Annotated in this window: 19 protein-coding genes; 8 read left to right on the forward strand and 11 right to left on the reverse strand. The window is 65.2% G+C overall.

Going from position 1 to position 17362, the window contains the following annotated elements:
• Positions 1–98: 98 nt before the first annotated feature.
• Positions 99–491 (reverse strand): DUF4307 domain-containing protein, encoded by a 393-nt coding sequence (locus tag EG850_RS08705; protein WP_185715004.1) that lies wholly within the window; start codon positions 489–491, stop codon positions 99–101.
• 63 nt (positions 492–554) lie between these two features.
• On the opposite strand from EG850_RS08705, the gene mca reads away from it, so the two are divergent.
• A complete protein-coding gene (gene mca / locus EG850_RS08710) occupies positions 555–1499 on the forward strand; it encodes a mycothiol conjugate amidase Mca (protein ID WP_407920586.1) in 945 nt (314 codons plus the stop codon).
• Positions 1496–1768: a hypothetical protein gene (locus EG850_RS08715; RefSeq protein WP_124972581.1), complete on the forward strand. Its 273-nt coding sequence runs from the start codon at positions 1496–1498 to the stop codon at positions 1766–1768. The genes mca and EG850_RS08715 overlap by 4 nt, the downstream gene beginning before the upstream one ends.
• A 25-nt stretch (positions 1769–1793) precedes the next feature.
• Here the strand turns inward: EG850_RS08715 and trhA are convergent, their stop codons facing one another.
• Positions 1794–2465 (reverse strand): PAQR family membrane homeostasis protein TrhA, encoded by a 672-nt coding sequence (trhA, locus tag EG850_RS08720; protein ID WP_124972688.1) that lies wholly within the window; start codon positions 2463–2465, stop codon positions 1794–1796.
• Between the two features lie 138 nt (positions 2466–2603).
• Here trhA and EG850_RS08725 point away from each other — a divergent pair, with 138 nt between their 5' ends.
• Positions 2604–3392 (forward strand): isoprenyl transferase, encoded by a 789-nt coding sequence (locus EG850_RS08725; protein WP_124972583.1) that lies wholly within the window; start codon positions 2604–2606, stop codon positions 3390–3392.
• 383 nt (positions 3393–3775) lie between these two features.
• Entirely contained in the window at positions 3776–5092 is a 1317-nt protein-coding gene (locus EG850_RS08730) for a PhoH family protein (RefSeq protein WP_235829266.1), read from the forward strand.
• Positions 5093–5327: 235 nt separating this feature from the next.
• On the opposite strand, the gene EG850_RS08735 is transcribed toward EG850_RS08730, so the two are convergent.
• Entirely contained in the window at positions 5328–6071 is a 744-nt protein-coding gene (locus tag EG850_RS08735; RefSeq protein ID WP_124972585.1) for a metallophosphoesterase family protein, read from the reverse strand.
• Between the two features lie 72 nt (positions 6072–6143).
• On the opposite strand from EG850_RS08735, the gene EG850_RS08740 reads away from it, so the two are divergent.
• The gene (locus EG850_RS08740) at positions 6144–6611 is read left to right on the forward strand and encodes an A24 family peptidase (protein WP_124972587.1); all 468 of its coding nucleotides are present in this window, start codon (positions 6144–6146) and stop codon (positions 6609–6611) included.
• Positions 6612–6652: 41 nt separating this feature from the next.
• A complete protein-coding gene (locus EG850_RS08745) occupies positions 6653–8059 on the forward strand; it encodes a class II fumarate hydratase (RefSeq protein ID WP_124972589.1) in 1407 nt (468 codons plus the stop codon).
• 109 nt (positions 8060–8168) lie between these two features.
• Here EG850_RS08745 and EG850_RS08750 read toward each other — a convergent pair whose 3' ends face one another.
• Genes EG850_RS08750 through xseA form a run of 3 tightly spaced genes read right to left on the reverse strand, consistent with a single transcriptional unit; the run spans position 8169 to position 10317 of the window.
• Complete coding sequence (locus tag EG850_RS08750; protein WP_124972590.1) at positions 8169–8840, reverse strand: DUF4245 family protein; 672 nt, start codon at positions 8838–8840, stop codon at positions 8169–8171.
• Entirely contained in the window at positions 8837–9100 is a 264-nt protein-coding gene (locus EG850_RS08755; protein WP_235829262.1) for an exodeoxyribonuclease VII small subunit, read from the reverse strand. Before EG850_RS08755 ends, EG850_RS08750 begins: the two co-directional genes overlap by 4 nt.
• Before the next feature lie 5 nt (positions 9101–9105).
• Positions 9106–10317 carry an exodeoxyribonuclease VII large subunit gene (gene xseA, locus EG850_RS08760; RefSeq protein WP_124972594.1) on the reverse strand — a complete coding sequence of 404 codons (1212 nt, stop codon included), beginning with the start codon at positions 10315–10317 and terminating at the stop codon, positions 9106–9108.
• 57 nt (positions 10318–10374) lie between these two features.
• Here xseA and EG850_RS08765 point away from each other — a divergent pair, with 57 nt between their 5' ends.
• The gene (locus tag EG850_RS08765) at positions 10375–11460 is read left to right on the forward strand and encodes a 4-hydroxy-3-methylbut-2-enyl diphosphate reductase (RefSeq protein WP_235829263.1); all 1086 of its coding nucleotides are present in this window, start codon (positions 10375–10377) and stop codon (positions 11458–11460) included.
• Here EG850_RS08765 and EG850_RS08770 read toward each other — a convergent pair.
• Positions 11457–12035, reverse strand: a complete 579-nt coding sequence (locus tag EG850_RS08770; RefSeq protein ID WP_328588382.1) for a DUF6264 family protein — start codon at positions 12033–12035, stop codon at positions 11457–11459. The genes EG850_RS08765 and EG850_RS08770 overlap by 4 nt on opposite strands.
• Entirely contained in the window at positions 11935–12963 is a 1029-nt protein-coding gene (fbaA, locus tag EG850_RS08775) for a class II fructose-bisphosphate aldolase (RefSeq protein WP_124972600.1), read from the reverse strand. Before fbaA ends, EG850_RS08770 begins: the two co-directional genes overlap by 101 nt.
• 226 nt (positions 12964–13189) lie before the next feature.
• Between fbaA and glpX the strand changes: the two genes are divergently transcribed.
• On the forward strand, positions 13190–14134 hold the full coding sequence (glpX, locus tag EG850_RS08780) for a class II fructose-bisphosphatase (protein ID WP_124972692.1): 945 nt from the start codon (positions 13190–13192) through the stop codon (positions 14132–14134).
• Positions 14135–14163: 29 nt separating this feature from the next.
• On the opposite strand, the gene EG850_RS08785 is transcribed toward glpX, so the two are convergent.
• The 3 genes from EG850_RS08785 to EG850_RS08795 all read right to left on the reverse strand — a co-directional run bounded on the left by EG850_RS08785 (position 14164) and on the right by EG850_RS08795 (position 17269).
• On the reverse strand, positions 14164–15312 hold the full coding sequence (locus EG850_RS08785) for a DNA recombination protein RmuC (protein WP_124972602.1): 1149 nt from the start codon (positions 15310–15312) through the stop codon (positions 14164–14166).
• 78 nt (positions 15313–15390) lie between these two features.
• Positions 15391–16605 carry a hypothetical protein gene (locus EG850_RS08790; RefSeq protein ID WP_124972604.1) on the reverse strand — a complete coding sequence of 405 codons (1215 nt, stop codon included), beginning with the start codon at positions 16603–16605 and terminating at the stop codon, positions 15391–15393.
• A gap of 49 nt (positions 16606–16654) precedes the next feature.
• On the reverse strand, positions 16655–17269 hold the full coding sequence (locus tag EG850_RS08795) for an exonuclease domain-containing protein (RefSeq protein ID WP_124972606.1): 615 nt from the start codon (positions 17267–17269) through the stop codon (positions 16655–16657).
• Positions 17270–17362: the final 93 nt, after the last annotated feature.

Below are 17362 nucleotides of genomic sequence, written 5' to 3' on the forward strand. Positions count from 1 at the left end.
TGCAACTCCTCGGAAATACCACGGAAGCCCCGACCGGTTGTCGAGGCTCCGCAAGATCCTAGCAAATGGCGAGTAGGTAGCTGTAGGGAGGGGCGCAGCTACTCGATCACCCAGCACTCGCGCATCTGCACGAGCGTCGCGCGCTGGGTGGTCTCGAGATCAACGCGCACGACCTGGTGCGCCTCGGCGCTCGCGGGGAGTTCCACGACCTTCCAACCGACAACGGTATTGCGATCGTTCTGCGCCTCAACGGCACAGGCGAGGGGAGTGCCTGGTTGTACCGATACCCGCGACTCGACGGTCACGTGGGTGTCGGACTCCACACCAAAGCGCGCGGTTTGCGTCTCAATGGTCGCGTCAGGGGTGAGTGAGGTCAACGCCCAGAACACGATGACACCAATGACGAGGCCGACAACCCCAAGCCACCACCAGCGATTCGACGTCGAATCATCGATCGAACGGCCCGGGCGAGCGCCGTAACGTTCGGTCAAATCCGTCAATGTGCATCCCTGCGAGATAAGCTGGTGAGTCGTTGCCAGGATACCTTGCCCCGATTGGCTGGGCGGCCAGGCGACCACGAACTACTTGAACACCACGAACAGGAGCGGGTCTACGTGACGCTACGGCTACTGGCAGTGCATGCCCATCCCGATGATGAGTCGAGCAAGGGTGCGGGCACCTACGCCATGTATGAAGACCGCGGTGCCGAGGTCATGATTGTGAGCTGCACCGGTGGTGAAGCCGGTGACCTGCTCAACGCCGCCCTGCAATCGCGTGCCCACGCCGAGCGCGACCTCACGGGTCTGCGCCGCGTCGAGATGGCCGAAGCTCAGCGCATCCTCGGCATCGAGCACCGCTGGCTCGGCTACCGCGACTCGGGTATGGCGCGCGAAGACGGCACGCTAGAGCCCGGCACGTTCGCGGCGATTCCGATCGAGACGAGCGTCCGCCCGCTCATCCGCCTCATCCGCGAATTCAAGCCGCATGTGCTCGTGACCTATGACGAAAACGGTGGCTACCCGCATCCCGATCACATTCGCACGCACGAGATTTCGATGCGCGCCTGGGATGAGGCCGCTGATGACCGCTACCCCGAGCTCGGTGAGCCGTGGAGCGTGCAGAAGCTCTACTACGACCGCACGATGAACCCGGGTCGCTTCAAGTCACTCATCAGCGAGCTGAAAGAGCACACCGATTACGTGCACCTCGCTGACCGGATGGAGGAAGCGCTCGGTCGCGTGCTCGAGCGGCAGCAGCGACTCACCACGCAGATCGAGGTGCGCGATTACCTGCTGCGCCGTGATGATGCTTTGCGCGCCCACGCGAGCCAGGTGGCCCCGGACAATGAGTTTTTCTTCGGCTTTCCGCGCGACGTCGAGGCGATTGCCTATCCATATGAGGACTATGAGCTCATTGCGAGCCGTGTGTCGCTGGTCGAGAACGGTGAGCTTGAAGCTGACCTCTTCGCCGGCGTAATTGATGAGGGAGTTGCCTGGTGATCTGGCTCATGAGCACACCGGTGGAGACGCCGACCTTTGATCCCGCGCAGGTAACGCCGGGGCCCGTCGGGTTCTTCGTCACGATCGGACTCTTCCTAGCGGTGGGCCTCATTGCAATGGGCCTGATGAATCGTATGTCGCGGCTGCAGGCCCGCTATGCGGTGCGCGAGCAGCTTGAGGCTGAGGCGGCTGCTGGCGCGGCCGCCAATGAGGTGCCGACCGCAGAAGCGGCCGGTGACGAGCCGAAGCCCGACACCGCATCCCGCTAAGCGCGCCAGCTGGTAGGAACTCGAGCTACGCCGCCCCGCTCGCGCCGAGCGGGTTGAGCACGATGAGCAGAATGGCCGCCCAGTGGCATGCCCAGGCGGCGATCGTTGCCGCGTGGAAGAGTTCGTGGAAACCGAAGTTGTTCGGCCACGGGTTCGGGCGCTTGAACGCGTACATGAGTGCACCAACGGTGTAGATGAGGCCGCCAACCGCGACGAGCACCATCATCGCCACGGATGCCTGCAGCAGGTCGCCGAGGTACATGACGGCGATCCAGCCCATGGCGAGGTAGAGGCCCACGGAGAGCCAGCGCGGCATGCTGATCCAGAGCACATTGAGCACGATGCCGACGAAGGCGACGGCCCACACGAGCCAGAACAGCAACCAGCCCTTTTCGGGTGGCAGTGCGAGAAGTGCAAGCGGCGTGTACGTGCCGGCGATGAGCAGGAAGATGTTCGCGTGATCGAAGCGGCGCAGAAGTGCCTTCGCGCGCGGACCCCACTTGCCGCGGTGATATAGCGCCGACATGCCGAAGAGCAGAATCGAGCAGGCCGTGTAGACCGAGACGGCGAAGACCGCCTTCGCGCTATCGGTGAACGCGAAGAGCATGGTGCCGAGCACTGCCGCAAGCGGCGTCGCGACCGTGTGGATCCAGCCGCGCCAGGCGGGGCTCGTGACCGCGAGAAGCTGCTCGCGCACACCGAGCGGGTTGGCGGCGTTGTCGTTTGAATGGTGTTGCGGGGTCGCCGTCGGTGTACTCACGTGGCCGACGATACGCCCTGTGGATGCACTGCGGCGCAGAATTGGTGGCAACCCACATGCCGGTAGATTGAAGGGGTGAGTTTGCGATCGTCCGCCTGGCCGCCCGAGGTGCTGTACCGCCTCTATGCGCGGCGTCTGTGGCGAGCGCTTGATCGCGTGGCCGCCCGCCCTCGGCACATTGCCATGATCATTGACGGTAATCGGCGTTGGGCGAAGCAACTCGGTCTCGCCGATGCCGCCGACGGACACCGGGCCGGTGCCGCGAAGATGATCGAGTTTCTCAGCTGGTGTGACCGCGCGGGTATTGGCACGGTGACGCTGTATCTGCTCTCGCGCGACAACCTCACGAGCCGCGCCGGTGCCGAACTGGCGCAATTGCAGGGGATCATCGCGAAGCTCGCCGGCCAGATCGCCGAGAATGAGCGCTGGCAGGTGCAGCATGTGGGTTCGGTCGAGGGACTCGATGAGGAGCTTGCTTCGGCCCTTTCGAACGCACAGTCGGTGAGTGCCCGACGCACCGGGATGCACGTAAATCTCGCGGTTGGGTACGGCGGGCGCAGTGAAATCGTGGATGCGATGCGCGCCATTGTGCGCGGGCACGCTGACCGGGGCGGCACCATTGCCGAGCTGGCCGATATTGTGACGCCGGATCTCATTGGTGAACACCTCTACACGGGTGGCCAGCCCGACCCCGATCTCGTGATTCGCACCTCGGGCGAGCAGCGGCTGAGCGACTTCATGCTCTGGCAATCGGCGCACTCGGAGTTCTATTTTGTGGAGGCGCTCGGCCCCGACCTTCGCGAGGTCGATTTCTTGCGTGCGCTGCGCGATTTCGCGAGCCGCGAGCGCCGCTACGGCAAATAGCGCGCGGCGTGTCGCAACCTTCAAGCCGAGCTTGGAGGATGAGAAGTCACATCCGTCACACTGGTCACTCTGGTCTACACCCGTTGTGAATTTGGGAAACGCTAGGTAACAACTCGTGACGTCTCCCTAGCGATTCGCCGGAATGGTCCCCGGTTCACGGCTTGTCAGGGTGTCGCGGGTTAGTTTGGCGGCATCAGGGGGAGTTCCTGATCGAGACGGCCACGTAAGTTCGTTTCGACACCCGCGATCACGTGGCCGCCTTGCAACACCACAACGAGCACCGCAGCTCGGCGAGGAGCGAGACCGCCGTGACCACCACGACGAACACCCACCCGACCGACAGCGAACTGCACGAGCAGAACGCAATCGACGAACCCGGCCGCATCCTCGACGAGGAAGGCAACGCGGGCAACGCAACGAAGGTGCGCACCTATGTGCTCGACACTTCGGTATTGCTCAGCGACCCGCGCGCGTTGCTCCGGTTCGCCGAACACGAGGTCGTCATCCCGATCATCGTGATCACCGAGCTGGAAAAGAAGCGTCACGATCCCGAAATCGGCTATTTCGCCCGCCAGGCGCTGCGGTTGCTCGACCAATTCCGCATCAGCCACGGCCGCCTCGACTTCCCGATTCCAGTAGGGGATGAGGGCGGCACACTGCGCGTGGAACTTAACCACTCGAACCAGCAGGTGCTCCCCAGCGGAATGCAGCTCGGCGACAATGACTCCCGCATCCTTGCGGTTGCCGCGAATCTCGCGGCCGAGGGTTGCGATGTCACGGTGGTGTCGAAAGACCTCCCGATGCGCGTGAAGGCCTCGTCGATCGGTATCGCCGCCGATGAGTACCGTCATGAGCTCGCCCGTGACACCGGCTACACTGGCCTGTCGCAGATCGACCTCGGCGGCGAGGCAATGAACGCGCTCTACGAGGAGGAAGAGATCTCGACCGAAGCCGTTGACGGGCTGCCGGTGAACACTTCGGTGGTGATCAGCTCAGAGCGCGGTTCGGCCCTCGGCCGCGTGATCGGCGACCAGCGGGTGCGACTCGTGCGCGGCGACCGCGATGTGTTCGGCGTGCACGGCCGCTCCGCAGAACAGCGGCTGGCGATCGACCTCTTGCTTGACCCCTCGGTTGGCATCGTCTCGCTCGGTGGTAATGCGGGTACGGGCAAGTCGGCGCTCGCGCTCGCGGCGGGCCTCGAGTCGGTGCTTGAGCGTGGTCTGCAGCGCAAGATTATGGTCTTCCGGCCGCTCTACGCGGTCGGTGGCCAGGAACTCGGCTATCTGCCTGGCGACCAAGACGAAAAGATGAACCCTTGGGGTCAGGCCGTCTACGACACGCTCTCGTCGATCGTGTCGGAGAACGTGCTCGACGAGGTGATTGACCGGGGGATGCTCGAGATTCTGCCGCTCACCCACATCCGTGGCCGCTCGCTGCACGATGCGTTTGTGGTCGTGGATGAGGCGCAGTCGCTTGAGCGGAACGTGCTGCTCACGATGCTCTCGCGTATTGGCCAGAACTCTCGGGTGGTGCTCACCCACGATGTCGCGCAACGCGACAATCTGCGGGTGGGCCGCCACGATGGCATCGCCTCGGTGATTGAGACGCTCAAGGGTCACCGACTCTTTGGCCACATCACGCTCACTCGCTCGGAGCGTAGCGAGATCGCGGCACTCGTGACGGAGCTGCTTGACGCGTAGTTGCGCATGAGGGCCCCAGTGGATGCGCTGGGGCCCTCACGTGTGCCGGGCAGTGTCGGGGTGCGTGCCAAGTGGAACTCGGCGCGTACCAACCGGAACCGAATTCGTGCCTTCCGGAACCCGCACGGACGTGGCGATGAGGGAAACCCCTGGTCAGTGCGCGTGTGTCACGCACTTCGCACCGGCCCTGGTTCCACTTGGCACGGCACTGGTTCCGCTTGGCACGTGGATGCGGTCAGATCACCCGCGCAGGATCGATTACGAGCAGGTTCTGCTCGAGCGGTGCACCATCCCGGTCGAGCCCGGTGATGTGCGCCCCGGCGAACTGCGTGTCATAGCGCGTGTGGTAGTGCCCGTGAAAGATGCGCTTGGGCTGTACCGCATCGACTAGGCGTCGCATCCGCTCACGGTGGCCGGCGGCGAGCGCGAGTTCTTCCGCGGGAAACCGCCCCTCCCAATCGCAGGGGGTGTCGGCGCCGGCGGGGGAGTCGTGGCTCACGAGCACATCGACCGCGCCCTCAGCGGCGATGCGCGCCACATCGGCATCGGTGACCGCTTCTTGGGGCCACCAGCTCACGCCCGCCTCGCGCGCCTGCTTGTCGACTGACGTGGCGCCGCCGCAGGCGAGCCAGGTGCGGCCGGCCCACGCCCACCGAAATCCGCGCGGCAGATGCCACACGCGAGCAGAAAGATGTCGCAACCCCCGTTCATCCAGCGCAATCGACTCGAGCAGATCGGAGTCTTCGTGGTTGCCCTCGACGAACAGCAGCGGCACCGGCCCGAGCGCTGCATCCAGTGCCTCAAGAAATTCGGACGCAAACAAGTAACCGAAATCGCCCACGTGCACGATCGTTTCGGCCCCGCGCCGTCGCGCCTCGGCTATCGAGCGCACGGCGTACTCGGTGTTCGCGTGCCAATCGCCGGCGATGGCGAGGAGCTTTGGGGTGGCGAGCGGATCAACGGCGGCAGCTGGCGTCATGTCACCAGCATCGCAAGCTACGCCTGTGGAGAAGTGACGGCGCACTTCGCTTGATCGAGCTACGGTGCCGCCGTGCTCCTCGACACGACCTTCACCTACACCGCAGCTGCGCTCAGCGTCGCCCTCTGGGTGGCGCTCGTGACGCCGAAGCTCGTGGTGACCGACCTCGCCGAACACCGGCTGCCAAACGACCTGGTCATGCCTGGCTGGGGCGTCGCCGGCGTTGCGCTCGTCGTCGCCTGGCTTGAGGCAGGCGAGTTCCCGCTTGTGACACTCCTCACTAGTGTCGCCGCGCTGGTCGTGCTCATCGGCCTCGGGCTCGCGGGTGGCTTCGGCATGGGGGATGCGAAGCTCGCCGTGCCGCTCACCGTGGGACTCTTGCTCGTGCATCCGATGCATGCCGCTGTAGGTGCGCTCGCGGCGATCGTGACCGGGGGAGTCGCCGCGCTCGTGACGCTCGTTCGTCGGCGCGACGTAAGCCAGCGCATCCCGTTCGGGCCGTGGCTCTTGCTCGGCTATTGGACGGGGTATCTCGCGTAGGCTGGATCGAGTAACAACTCTCTTCTTGAAAGGGTCACAACGTGGTGGAGTCGAACGACATCGAGTACCGCATCGAGCACGACACGATGGGCGAGGTGCGAGTTCCGAAGGACGCGCTCTACGCCGCTCAGACGCAGCGTGCGGTCGAGAACTTCCCGATTTCGGGACAGGGCCTCGAAGCTCGACAGATCATTGCGCTCGCACAGATCAAGCGCGCCGCAGCAATCGTGAACGCCAAGCTCGGCATCATCGACGACGCACGCTCGGGCGCCATCGTTGCCGCGGCTGAAGAGGTCATTGGTGGCAAGCACCTCGACCAGTTCCCGATCGACGTGTACCAGACCGGTTCGGGTACCTCGTCGAACATGAACACGAACGAGGTGCTTTCGAAGCTCGCGACCGACTCGCTCGGCGACACGGTGCACCCGAACGACCACGTCAACGCCTCGCAGTCGTCGAACGACGTGTTCCCGACCTCGGTGCACGTGGCCGTCACCGGCGCGCTGCTTGAGGACCTCATCCCGGCGCTCGAGTACCTCGCCGTCGACCTTGAAGAGAAGGCAGAGCTGTGGAAGGACGCCGTGAAGGCGGGCCGCACGCACCTCATGGACGCCACTCCGGTCACCCTCGGCCAGGAGTTCGCGGGCTACGCCCGCCAGATTCGCCTCGGCATTGACCGAGTCAACGCGACCATCGAGCGCGTTGCCGAGGTGCCGCTTGGTGGCACCGCGACCGGTACCGGCATCAACACGCCGAAGGGCTTCTCGGAGCAGGTCATCGCTGAGCTCGCGGCAAACACCGGCCTGCCGCTGCACGAAGCTGCCGACCACTTCGAGGCGCAGGGTGCGCGGGATGCGCTCGTTGAGGCCTCGGGGGCACTGCGCACCATCGCGGTGTCGCTCGTGAAGATCAACAACGACCTGCGCTGGATGGGTTCGGGCCCGAACACGGGTCTTGGTGAACTGCAGATCCCCGACCTGCAGCCCGGTTCGTCGATCATGCCTGGCAAGGTCAACCCGGTGGTGCCGGAGGCCGTGCTCATGGTCTGCTCGCGCATCATCGGTAACGACGCGGCGATCGCGTTTGCCGGTGCGTCGGGTTCGTTCGAACTCAATGTGCAGATCCCGGTGATGGGCACGGCGCTCCTCGAGTCGATTCGCCTGCTCGCGAACTCGTCGAAGGTGCTCGCCGACAAGACCATCAAGGGTCTCGTCGCGAACGAGGAGCACGCTCGTGCGCTCGCCGAGTCGTCGCCGTCGATCGTCACCCCGCTCAACCGCGTCATTGGCTACGAGGCTGCGGCGAAGGTTGCGAAGCACGCGGTTGCGAACAAGATCACCGTGCGCGAGGCCGTCATTGACCTCGGCTTCGTCGAGTGCGGTGAGATCACCGAAGAAGATCTGGATGCACGCCTGGACGTGCTCAAGATGACCTCGCCGAACCTCTAGTCGCGCGAGCTCGGTCGAAGTGGGCCGTCCCGGGAGCTAGTTCCCGGGACGGCCCTTTTGTTCTGCTAGTTGTGGCCCGTGTTGAGCTCGCTTCGGCCCGAGCGCGAGCCTAGCGGTGCTGCTCCGCAATGAGCGTCGCGAGCGCCTGCACGTCGAGCGCCGAGTGCGAGCCGTAAACCACGAACGTCGAATCGCCGATCTTGCCAACAAGGCTGTAGCGAGTGTTGCCCGCCTCTTCGGCGGTGAGGTCGGTGTGGTCGTACTCGGCCCAAGTCACGCCGCCGAGGGCGATTTCGCCGGTCTTGGCACGGCGCTCGACCTTGTCGACGACCCAGGTCTCGTTGGCATTGATGCCCTGGCTCATGCCGACAAAGCCAACGGGGGTGTCACCGTCGTTGACGACGTAGCCGATGTACCACTCCGTCACGCCATCGGCGCCCTCACGGATCTCAGCACGGTTCGCAGCCCAGTTCTCGGGCACCTTCGGTGCAGCAAGCTGCTCGGTGTAGCCGGGCTGTGCCTCGCTGGCCGCCGCCGCATAGTCGACGTCGTAGCTGCGTGGGTTGTCGTTGCGCGGCACGATGAGCACGAGCACCAGCACGACCAGCACGGTCACCCCGAGCGCGGCTGCGAGATTGCGCAGGTTTTGCCGGGCGCGGTGCAGGCGCGTGTTTTCGGCCTTGCGATCAGCCTCTTCTTGCGCAGTCTCCGGGCGTCCGAGATCGGCGCGGATGGGGCCGGGTTCGCTCAGGTGCTCGTTCGAGGTGTGCTCGGGCGTCACGCGTCGGCCTCGCTGTCAGCGCGGTGCTCCGCGCGCACGCGCTCGAGGCGCTCGCGTGCGCCCTTAAGCCACTCTTCGCAGCGGGCCGCGAGTTCTTCGCCGCGTTCCCAGAGGCGCAGCGCCGTTTCAAGCGGCAATGAGCCCTGTTCGAGCTGCTGCACGACGAGGGCGAGCTCGTCGCGCGCCTGCTCGAAGCTGAGTTCGGCTACCGGGCGCAGTTCGGGCGTGGTCGCCTGCTCGGCGGAGTTGGATGCGGGCATGGAGTTCATTCTACGGTCGCCTCAATTCGGCCATCGGTGAATCGGATGCGGAGGTGTGCGCCGGCGGGTGCGGCGGCGGTTTCGGTGATGACCTGTGGTTCGGCTAGGTCAGTGCGCTCGACGATTGCGTAGCCCCGTCGCAGGGTGCCCTCGGGCGAGAGCGCGACGAGCCGCTGTTGCAGTGACTTTGTTGCATCCTCGGCGCGGTCGATCGAGCGGCGAGCGAGTTCTTCGCCGCGCAGGGCGAGGCGCATGAGCTCTTCGCCGTGGCGGTCGATGATCCAGCTCGGTTGCGCGAGCGAAGGGCGTGAGCGCAGTGCTTCGAGCTGGCGGGTCTCAAACGTCACCTGGTCGGTAACACGACGGCGGATGCGCGCCCGGTACTGCGTCACGAGATCGAGCTGTTCGGCGACATCGGGGACGACTCGCTTCGCGGCATCGGTCGGCGTCGAGGCGCGTAAATCGGCAACTTCATCGAGCAGCGGCCGGTCAGCCTCGTGGCCGATGGCGCTCACGAGCGGCGTCACCACCTCGGCGGCTGCACGCACGAGTTGCTCGTCTGAGAAGGGCAGCAGGTGCAAGAAATCACCGCCACCTCGGGCAATGATGATGACGTCTACTTCGGGGTCAGCGTCGAGTTCGCGCAGCGCTGCGATCACCTCGGGCACCGTGTTTTCGCCCTGCACGCGGGTGTGGATCGTGCGGAAGCGAACGGCGGGCCAGCGCAACTCGGCGTTGCGGCGTACGTCCTTTTCTGCATCCGAGTCTTTGCCGGTGATGAGACCGATGCACTGCGGCAGGAAGGGGAGCGGAACCTTGCGGGCATCCGCAAACAGCCCCTCGTCGGCGAGCTTGCGGCGAAGCTTTTCGAGTTCGGCAAGCAGATTGCCGATGCCGGCATGCCGCATATCGGTGACCTGGAGCGAGAGCGTGCCGCCCTTGACCCAGACGTCGGGCTTCGCGTAGACGATGACGCGGTCACCCTTCGCGAACTTGTCTTGAAGGCGTTCGCGCACCGATCGCCACACGACGATCGACAGGTTGACGTCGGCTTCGAGGTCGCGCAGTTTGCCGTAGGCGTGGCCGCCGCGCACATCGAAGCTCGTGAGTTCGCCCTCGACCCAGACGGAGCCAAGGCGGGCGACCCAATCGTGAATGGCTTGGGCGATGTACTGCACCTGAAAGGGATGCTCGGGGGTCGACTCGTTCGCGGCCATGGGCCTCCCTTTTGGCTTCTCCGCCCGATTTCCGGGGATCTCAGTAGACTGGAGGGCGTGACTGAACCCGTGATCGCTCTGCCCACGCCGCTTGTGCGGCGGCCCGCCGTGGTCCTTGAGGACCACCCAGTAGACGGCGCGAAGCGGGTGCTGCTCGCCGCTCCTCGAGGATACTGCGCCGGTGTTGACCGCGCGGTGGTGGCTGTGGATAAAGCGCTCGAGCAATACGGTGCGCCGGTCTATGTGCGCAAGCAGATTGTGCATAACAAGCATGTGGTGGCCGAGCTTGAGGACCGCGGCGCGATCTTCGTTGACGAGGTCGACGAGGTGCCCGAGGGCTCGCACCTCGTGTTTTCGGCGCACGGCGTTTCGCCGATGGTCAAGGATGCTGCCGCCGAACGAAACCTGCTCACGATCGACGCAACCTGCCCGCTGGTGACGAAGGTGCACCGCGAAGCGACGCGCTTCTCGAAGCAGGGCCGCCAGATTCTGCTCATTGGGCACGCTGGCCACGAAGAAGTTGAGGGCACGGCGGGTCACGGTGGCGACAAGGTCACCATCGTGAACAACCCGGATGAGGCTGACACGGTAGTCGTCGACGACCCGGACAACGTCGTGTGGCTCTCGCAGACGACGCTCTCGGTCGACGAGACGATGGAGACGGTGAACCGCCTGCGTTCGCGCTTCCCGAATCTGCAAAACCCGCCGAGCGACGATATTTGCTATGCGACGCAGAACCGCCAGGTGGCGATCAAGAAAGTCGCCGCTGAGTCGGATCTCGTGATCGTGGTGGGTTCGTCGAACTCGTCGAACTCGGTGCGTCTCGTTGAGGTGGCGCTTGAGTACGGCGCGAAGGCTGCGTACCGCATCGATTACGCCGACGAGATCGACCAGGCATGGCTCGACGGTGTGAAAATAGTTGGGGTGACTTCAGGTGCCTCGGTGCCGGAAGTGCTCGTGCAGGATGTCATCGCCGCGCTGTCGACCGCCGGGTACCGCGACGTGGATGAGGTGGAGACGGCCGTTGAGGACCTCATGTTCTCGCTCCCCAAGGAGCTACGCCGCGACCTCGGCAGTTGCGACACCGGCGGCCGCGGTGGCCGCAATGGTGGCGTGCGCGACAAAGACTCCGGGCTCGGCTAGCCGCCGAGTCCTGCCTGCTTGAGCACTGCATCCGTCAATTGCGGATGCATCATGAGCGCGGCCGTGACGAGCAGCGTTGACATGAGCCAGCCCACGATGGCACCGACGATCGCGCACCAGGCGGCGAGCTTTTCGGCGCGCCAGCGCCCCAGTGCGATCCAGAGCCAGAGCGCGTAGTTGAGCGGATGCACGATGATGCCCGCGAGCGAAATCCAGGCGAGGCCGTCGGCTCGCACGTAGTCGCCGGCCTCATACTGCTCAAACATCGCGGCCGCTTGGGCGGCGAGTGCGTTCTCGGTGAGCGCGGTCATGCTGCTGATCGTGGCGACGATGCCCATGACGAATAGTGCGATGCCGTAGATGAGGTCGATGCGGCGGGTGACCTTGCGACGTTCTTCCGGCGTCGGCGGCGTGGGAATGGGGGAGGGCCCCGGAGCGTCGCCCCGGGGCCCGTTGTTTGGTGGTTTCGTCACGTTAGATGGTGAGCGAGTTACCGACCGAACCGAGCTGCTCGGTTGCCTCGATGACGCGCTTTGCCATGGCAGTCTCGGCCTTCTTGCCCCACGAGCGGGGATCGTAGACCTTCTTGTTGCCGACTTCGCCGTCGATCTTGAGGAAGCCCTCGTAGTTGGTGAGCACTGAGTCGGCGACCGAACGCGAGAAGGCGTACTGGGTGTCGGTGTCGATGTTCATCTTGATGACACCGTTGCTCACGGCCTCGGCGATCTCTTCGGCGCTCGAACCCGAGCCACCGTGGAAGACGAGGTCGAGAGGCTTCGGGCCGGTGCCGTACTTCTCGGCGAGGCCAGCTTGGATCTCGGCGAGGAGCTCGGGGCGGAGCTTCACATTGCCGGGCTTGTAGACGCCGTGCACGTTGCCGAAGGTGAGGGCGGCCATGTAGCGGCCCTGCTCGCCGAGGCCGAGGGCTTCGACGGTGGCGATGGCGTCTTCGAGGTCGGTGTAGAGCTTGTCGTTGATTTCGGCCATGACGCCGTCTTCTTCGCCGCCGACGACACCAATTTCGACCTCGAGGATCTGGCCGTTGTTCTTGAGACGGGGGAGGAGGTCCTTCGCGATGGCGAGGTTCTCTTCGAGCGGCACGGCCGAGCCGTCCCACATGTGCGACTGGAAGATCGGCTCGCGGCCGGCCTTGACAGCCTCGGTCGAGGCTTCAATCAGCGGGTAAACGAAGTTGTCGAGCGCGTTCTTCGGGCAGTGGTCGGTGTGGAGCGCCACGGTGATCGGGTAGTTCTTGGCGACCTCGTGCGCGAACGCGGCCATCGCGAGCGCACCGGATGCACGGGCCGTGCGGGTCTGGCCAGCGAAGTAGTCGGCACCACCGGTGGTGACCTGAAGGATGCCGTCGGAGCCGGCTTCGGTGAGGCCCTGCAGTACCGAGTTGATGGTCTGCGAGCTCGAAACGTTGATCGCGGGGAAGGCGAAGCCACGCTCCTTGGCGCGGTCAAGCATCTCGGCGTACTGGTCGGGTGTGGCGATGGGCATGGCACTCCTTGGCGGTGATCCGGTGTTCCGGTGGTGGCGTGGATGAACACGGCCGGATGAGCATCGGCGGGTGAAGTCTACCGAGCCACGTTCACCGAATTCCGAACGCTCACCACTACGCTGAAAGCAGTTCGTTCCCCATCGAAAGGGTCTCGTCGTGACCGAAGTCAATGTTGCCAGCGGAAATGAGCCGGAGCTCCTCTCGCATCCCGACCGAAACCTCGCGATGGAGCTCGTGCGCGCGACCGAAGCCGCCGCCATCCGTGCCGTGCCGTTCATTGGTCGCGGCAACAAGAATGCCGCCGATAAGGCCGCCGTGGATGCGATGCGCAAGTTCCTTGCGACCGTCGAGTTTCAGGGCGAGGTCGTCATCGGTGAGGGCGAGAAGGATGAAGCCCCGATGCTGTTTAACGGCGAGATCGTCGGTAACGGTACGGGCCCGCTCTGCGATGTCGCGGTTGACCCGATCGACGGCACGAGCCTGACGGCCGCTGGCCGCCAGAACGCACTCTCGGTGATCGCCGTGGCCGACCGCGGCTCGATGTACAACCCGAAGGATGTCTTCTACATGGAGAAGATCGTCGCTGGCCCCGCGGGCCGCGGCGTCATCGACCTCTCGCGCCCGATCGGCGACAACATCCGCGACCTGGCGAAGGCGCTCGACAAGGATGTGGAAGACATGACGATTGCGGTGCTTGACCGTCCGCGTCACGAGCAGCTCATCGCTGACATTCGTGCCTCGGGGGCTGGTACCGAGCTGCTGCTCGACGGCGATGTCGCCGGTGGCATCAACGCGGCGCTGCAGACGGGTCGTCTCGACATGTGCGTCGGCATTGGTGGTACGCCGGAAGGTGTGATCACCGCCTGCGCGATCAAGGGTCTCGGTGGCGTGATGCAGACTCGCCTCTACCCGCGCAACGAGCAGGAACGCCAGGCCGCGCTTGACGCCGGTCACGACCTCGACCGCATCCTGACTCAGGACGACCTCGTCACGACCGACAACACCTTCTTCGTCTGCACCGGCGTCACCGACGGTGGACTCGTGAAGGGCGTGAACCGCGAGCGTGACCACATCACGACCGACTCGGTGGTGTTGCGCGCCCGCTCGGGCACGTTCCGTCGGGTGACCGCCGTGCACCGTGCCGACAAGTGGCTGCGTGACGACGAGTAGATCGCACGTCCCCTAGCGAGAAACCTCGCCTAGCTCACCCGCCGCGCCTCTTCAGCCGCATCCGAGATCAATTCGGGGGCGCTGAGGGGGCGCGGTGTTGTGCCAATGGGTTTGAGCGGCGGGATGGGGGTTGCCGTCGCGTCGTAGTCGGCGAGCTTGCGAGCCGTCGGCAAGACGCGCGTCTCAAGCGAGCCGATAAGTTGGTCGTAGGCGGCGACCGATCCTCGGAGCTGTTTCGCGAGCTTGTCGAGATGTGTGGATGCGGTGCCGAGCCTGCGGTAGAGCTCGCTCGAGAGCCGCAACACTTCGGCGACGGAGTCGCTTACTCGTTCCTGCTGCCAGGCTGCGGCGACAGCGCGAAGGATCGCCCAAAGTGTGGTCGGCGAGGCAAGTGCCACGTCGCGCGCATAGGCGTCATCGAGCAGCGCAGGGTCGGCGCTGACCGCGGCGGCAAGGGCGGCCTCGCTCGGGAGATAGGCGATGACGAGTCGCGGCGATCCGTCGAGGGCTGCGGGGTAGTCGCGGTTGCGGAGGGTGTCGACGTGACCGCGGACCGCCTGGGCATGTTCGCGAAGCAGGCGCTTTCGCAGCTTCTCATCGTCGGCCGTGCCTGGATTTGGAAGCCGCAGTGCCTCAAGGTAGCGATGCATTGGTGCCTTCGCGTCGATGATCAGCGCGTGCTCACCAGGTAGTTGCACCACTGCATCCGGCCGGAGCTTGCCGTTATCGCCGACCAACTCGACTTGGGTGGCGAAATCAACGTGCTCGAGCATCCCGGCCGATTCGAGCAGATTGCGCAATTGCGCCTCGCCCCAATTGCCGCGGGCAGTGCCCGAACGCATGGCAGCGGCGAGATGCTCGGTCGCGGCCCGCAGCTCGGCATCGGCCTGTGCTTGTGTACGCAATTGCTCGCTCAGCCGGCCGCCCTGCTCGAGCCGCTCTTCTTCGAGTTCGTGCATGGTGCGATGCAGGCGTTCGAGGTCATGACGCACCGGTGCGAGTTCGCGCAGCACCCGGTCGTCGGCGCCCTGTCGTTCGCGTTGTGTGGTGAGCGCCTCACGCAGCTCGTCGACGCGCGCTTCGGCGGCGGACGCCCGGGCACGTGAACTCAGGGTGCCGATCACACCGCCGAGCACGAGGCCGACGAGCAGTGACAGGAGGATGGGCAGAAGTTCCATGCCCGTAGGCTCGCACGAGCCTCCGACATTGGCACGGTGCGACTCGGGGAAAGCGGATTACCTCATTCCGTGTTCCCGCTAGCCGCGGCCAAACAATCGGCCGAGCAGCCCGCCGTCACCACGGTCATCCCGCTTCGGTGGCGCGGCAGGCACCGGCGTCGGGCCCGGCAACTCGGCGGTCTCGAGCCAGCTCGCGAATGAGGCCCATTCGAGCGCGAGTTCGTCGCCGGTGGGGCGGCCGAGCGCTTCGGCAACCTCGATGGCTACCGCTTGGGGATTCTCGTCTTCTGTGCGTCGCTCGGCGAGCGCGAGTCGGGTGCGCTTGCCAAGCGGGGCGTCAAGGATGCCTGACTCACGCATCCCCGCAACGATCGCATCGAGACGGGCAGCGAGGGGCGGTTCCGCGCCCGCAAGGCGGCGACGTCGTGCGGCGAGGGAACGCACCGCGAGGCCTGAGGCCGGCACTTGCGCTTTCGCAACGTCGAGCAGGGTCTCATCGGCGGTGTCACCTGCGGACTGCTCGAGTGCGCGCACATAGGTTTCGGCGTCAAAACCCGCTCCGCGCCAGGCGTCCTCGTGGGTCGCGGCGATCGCGATCACTCGGTCGGCAAACGCGGCATCGGTGGAGCGGGCAATGAGTTCGCAGGTGGCCGTCCACGACGCGGGCGATTCGCCGGGCCCGGGTTCCGCGGTCGGCACCGCATCGACGGGTTGCTCTTGACCCCAATAGGAGAGGACAGCGCGGCGAAATTCATCGCGCTCGGGGGTGGCGGCCGCTGCGGCAATGAGGAGTTCGTCAGCGACGCGTTCACCAGCATTTGGGTCGCTGTCGGCGGTGCGCTCAATGAGCAGACGGCGGGCGGGCAGGTAGACCTCGCCCTCGTCATCAGCACGCAGGGTGCGGGCAGCGCGTGCGGCGGAGTCGGGGAGGCCGGCGGCGGTGCCTGACTCCATCCAAGTGCGCAGTTCGGCAATTGCTTTCGGGCCAAACGCCGCGCGCACGGGCTCGCTGGGAGGAGCGACGAAGGTGCGCCACGCGAATTGCTCGGGGAAGGTTTCGGGCCAGGTGGCTGCGATTTCGTCGACGGCGCGGTAGTCATCGAAGGCGTCGGCGAGCACGAGTGCGATGCCGGCATGGGCATCGCGGTCGTCGCCGTGACGCAGTACGTTCCACCGTTGCAACGCCGCGCGATAGGCGGCATCGCCGGCGTCGGCAAGCACCTGCATCGCGCCACTGGCCGGATCGATACGGTCGGGGTGCTCGAGCAATTGCTCCCAGTACGGCTTGGCCACAGGACTCTCCAATTCGTTCGATGGTCGCGGGTTGTTCGGTGGATGCGAGTCAAAACGTCGCGTCGGCGACGAGCGCATCCAATGCAGTGGTGTTGTCGGCGTGGAGGCGGCGGATGTGTACACCGGTATTGACGCTGAGCGCCTCGATTGACAGGGTGCCGAGCTGTTGGGCGACATCGACGACGATGGCGGCGCAGGCTTCGGCATCGGCGAGGGCGTCGTGGTGTTTGAAGGCCTGGTAACCGGCTGCTTTCGCCGCGCTCGGCAGTGAGTACGAGGGCAGTTGGTAGCTTCGCCGCGCCAGACGCAGGGTGCAGAAGTACTTCAGGGCGGGGATGGGGAGCCGAGTTGCTCTCGAGGCGGCTACGAGCACGCCAATGTCGAAGGGTGCGTTGTGGGCAACGAGCACATCGTCGCCGGTGAATTCGAGGATGCGGTCGAGTGATGATTGCCAATTGGGCGCGCGTGAGACGCGCTCGGCAGAGACGCCGTGGAGCTGCACATTGAAGGGAGCGAATTCGTCGTGGCCGCTCGGCGGGCGGATGAGCCACGCATCCTGGTCGACGAATTTGCCGCCGCGCACGCGCACGAGCCCGACCGCGCAGGCGGATGCGGGGGAGCGGTTTGCGGTCTCGAAGTCGAGCGCGACGAAGTCAACGGTCATTGACTCCATGGTGGCATGAGCACCCGACAGGAAACGCGGATGGCCCGCCACTGCGTTCGAGTCGAACACCGTGGCGGGCCAGTCGCGTGAGTG

This window comes from Gulosibacter macacae, assembly GCF_003865375.1.
Taxonomy (GTDB): Bacteria; Actinomycetota; Actinomycetes; order Actinomycetales; family Microbacteriaceae; genus Gulosibacter; species Gulosibacter macacae.

Bases quoted from the DNA above. Each gene is read 5' to 3' on its own strand.
- EG850_RS08735 (WP_124972585.1), bottom strand. From the start codon at position 6,071: ATGACGCCAGCTGCCGCCGTTGATCCGCTCGCCACCCCAAAGCTCCTC.
- EG850_RS08785 (WP_124972602.1), bottom strand. From the start codon at position 15,312: ATGGAACTTCTGCCCATCCTCCTGTCACTGCTCGTCGGCCTCGTGCTC.
- fbaA (WP_124972600.1), bottom strand. From the start codon at position 12,963: ATGCCCATCGCCACACCCGACCAGTACGCCGAGATGCTTGACCGCGCC.
- EG850_RS08795 (WP_124972606.1), bottom strand. From the start codon at position 17,269: ATGACCGTTGACTTCGTCGCGCTCGACTTCGAGACCGCAAACCGCTCC.
- glpX (WP_124972692.1), top strand. From the start codon at position 13,190: ATGGAGCTCGTGCGCGCGACCGAAGCCGCCGCCATCCGTGCCGTGCCG.
- EG850_RS08755 (WP_235829262.1), bottom strand. From the start codon at position 9,100: ATGCCCGCATCCAACTCCGCCGAGCAGGCGACCACGCCCGAACTGCGC.
- xseA (WP_124972594.1), bottom strand. From the start codon at position 10,317: ATGGCCGCGAACGAGTCGACCCCCGAGCATCCCTTTCAGGTGCAGTAC.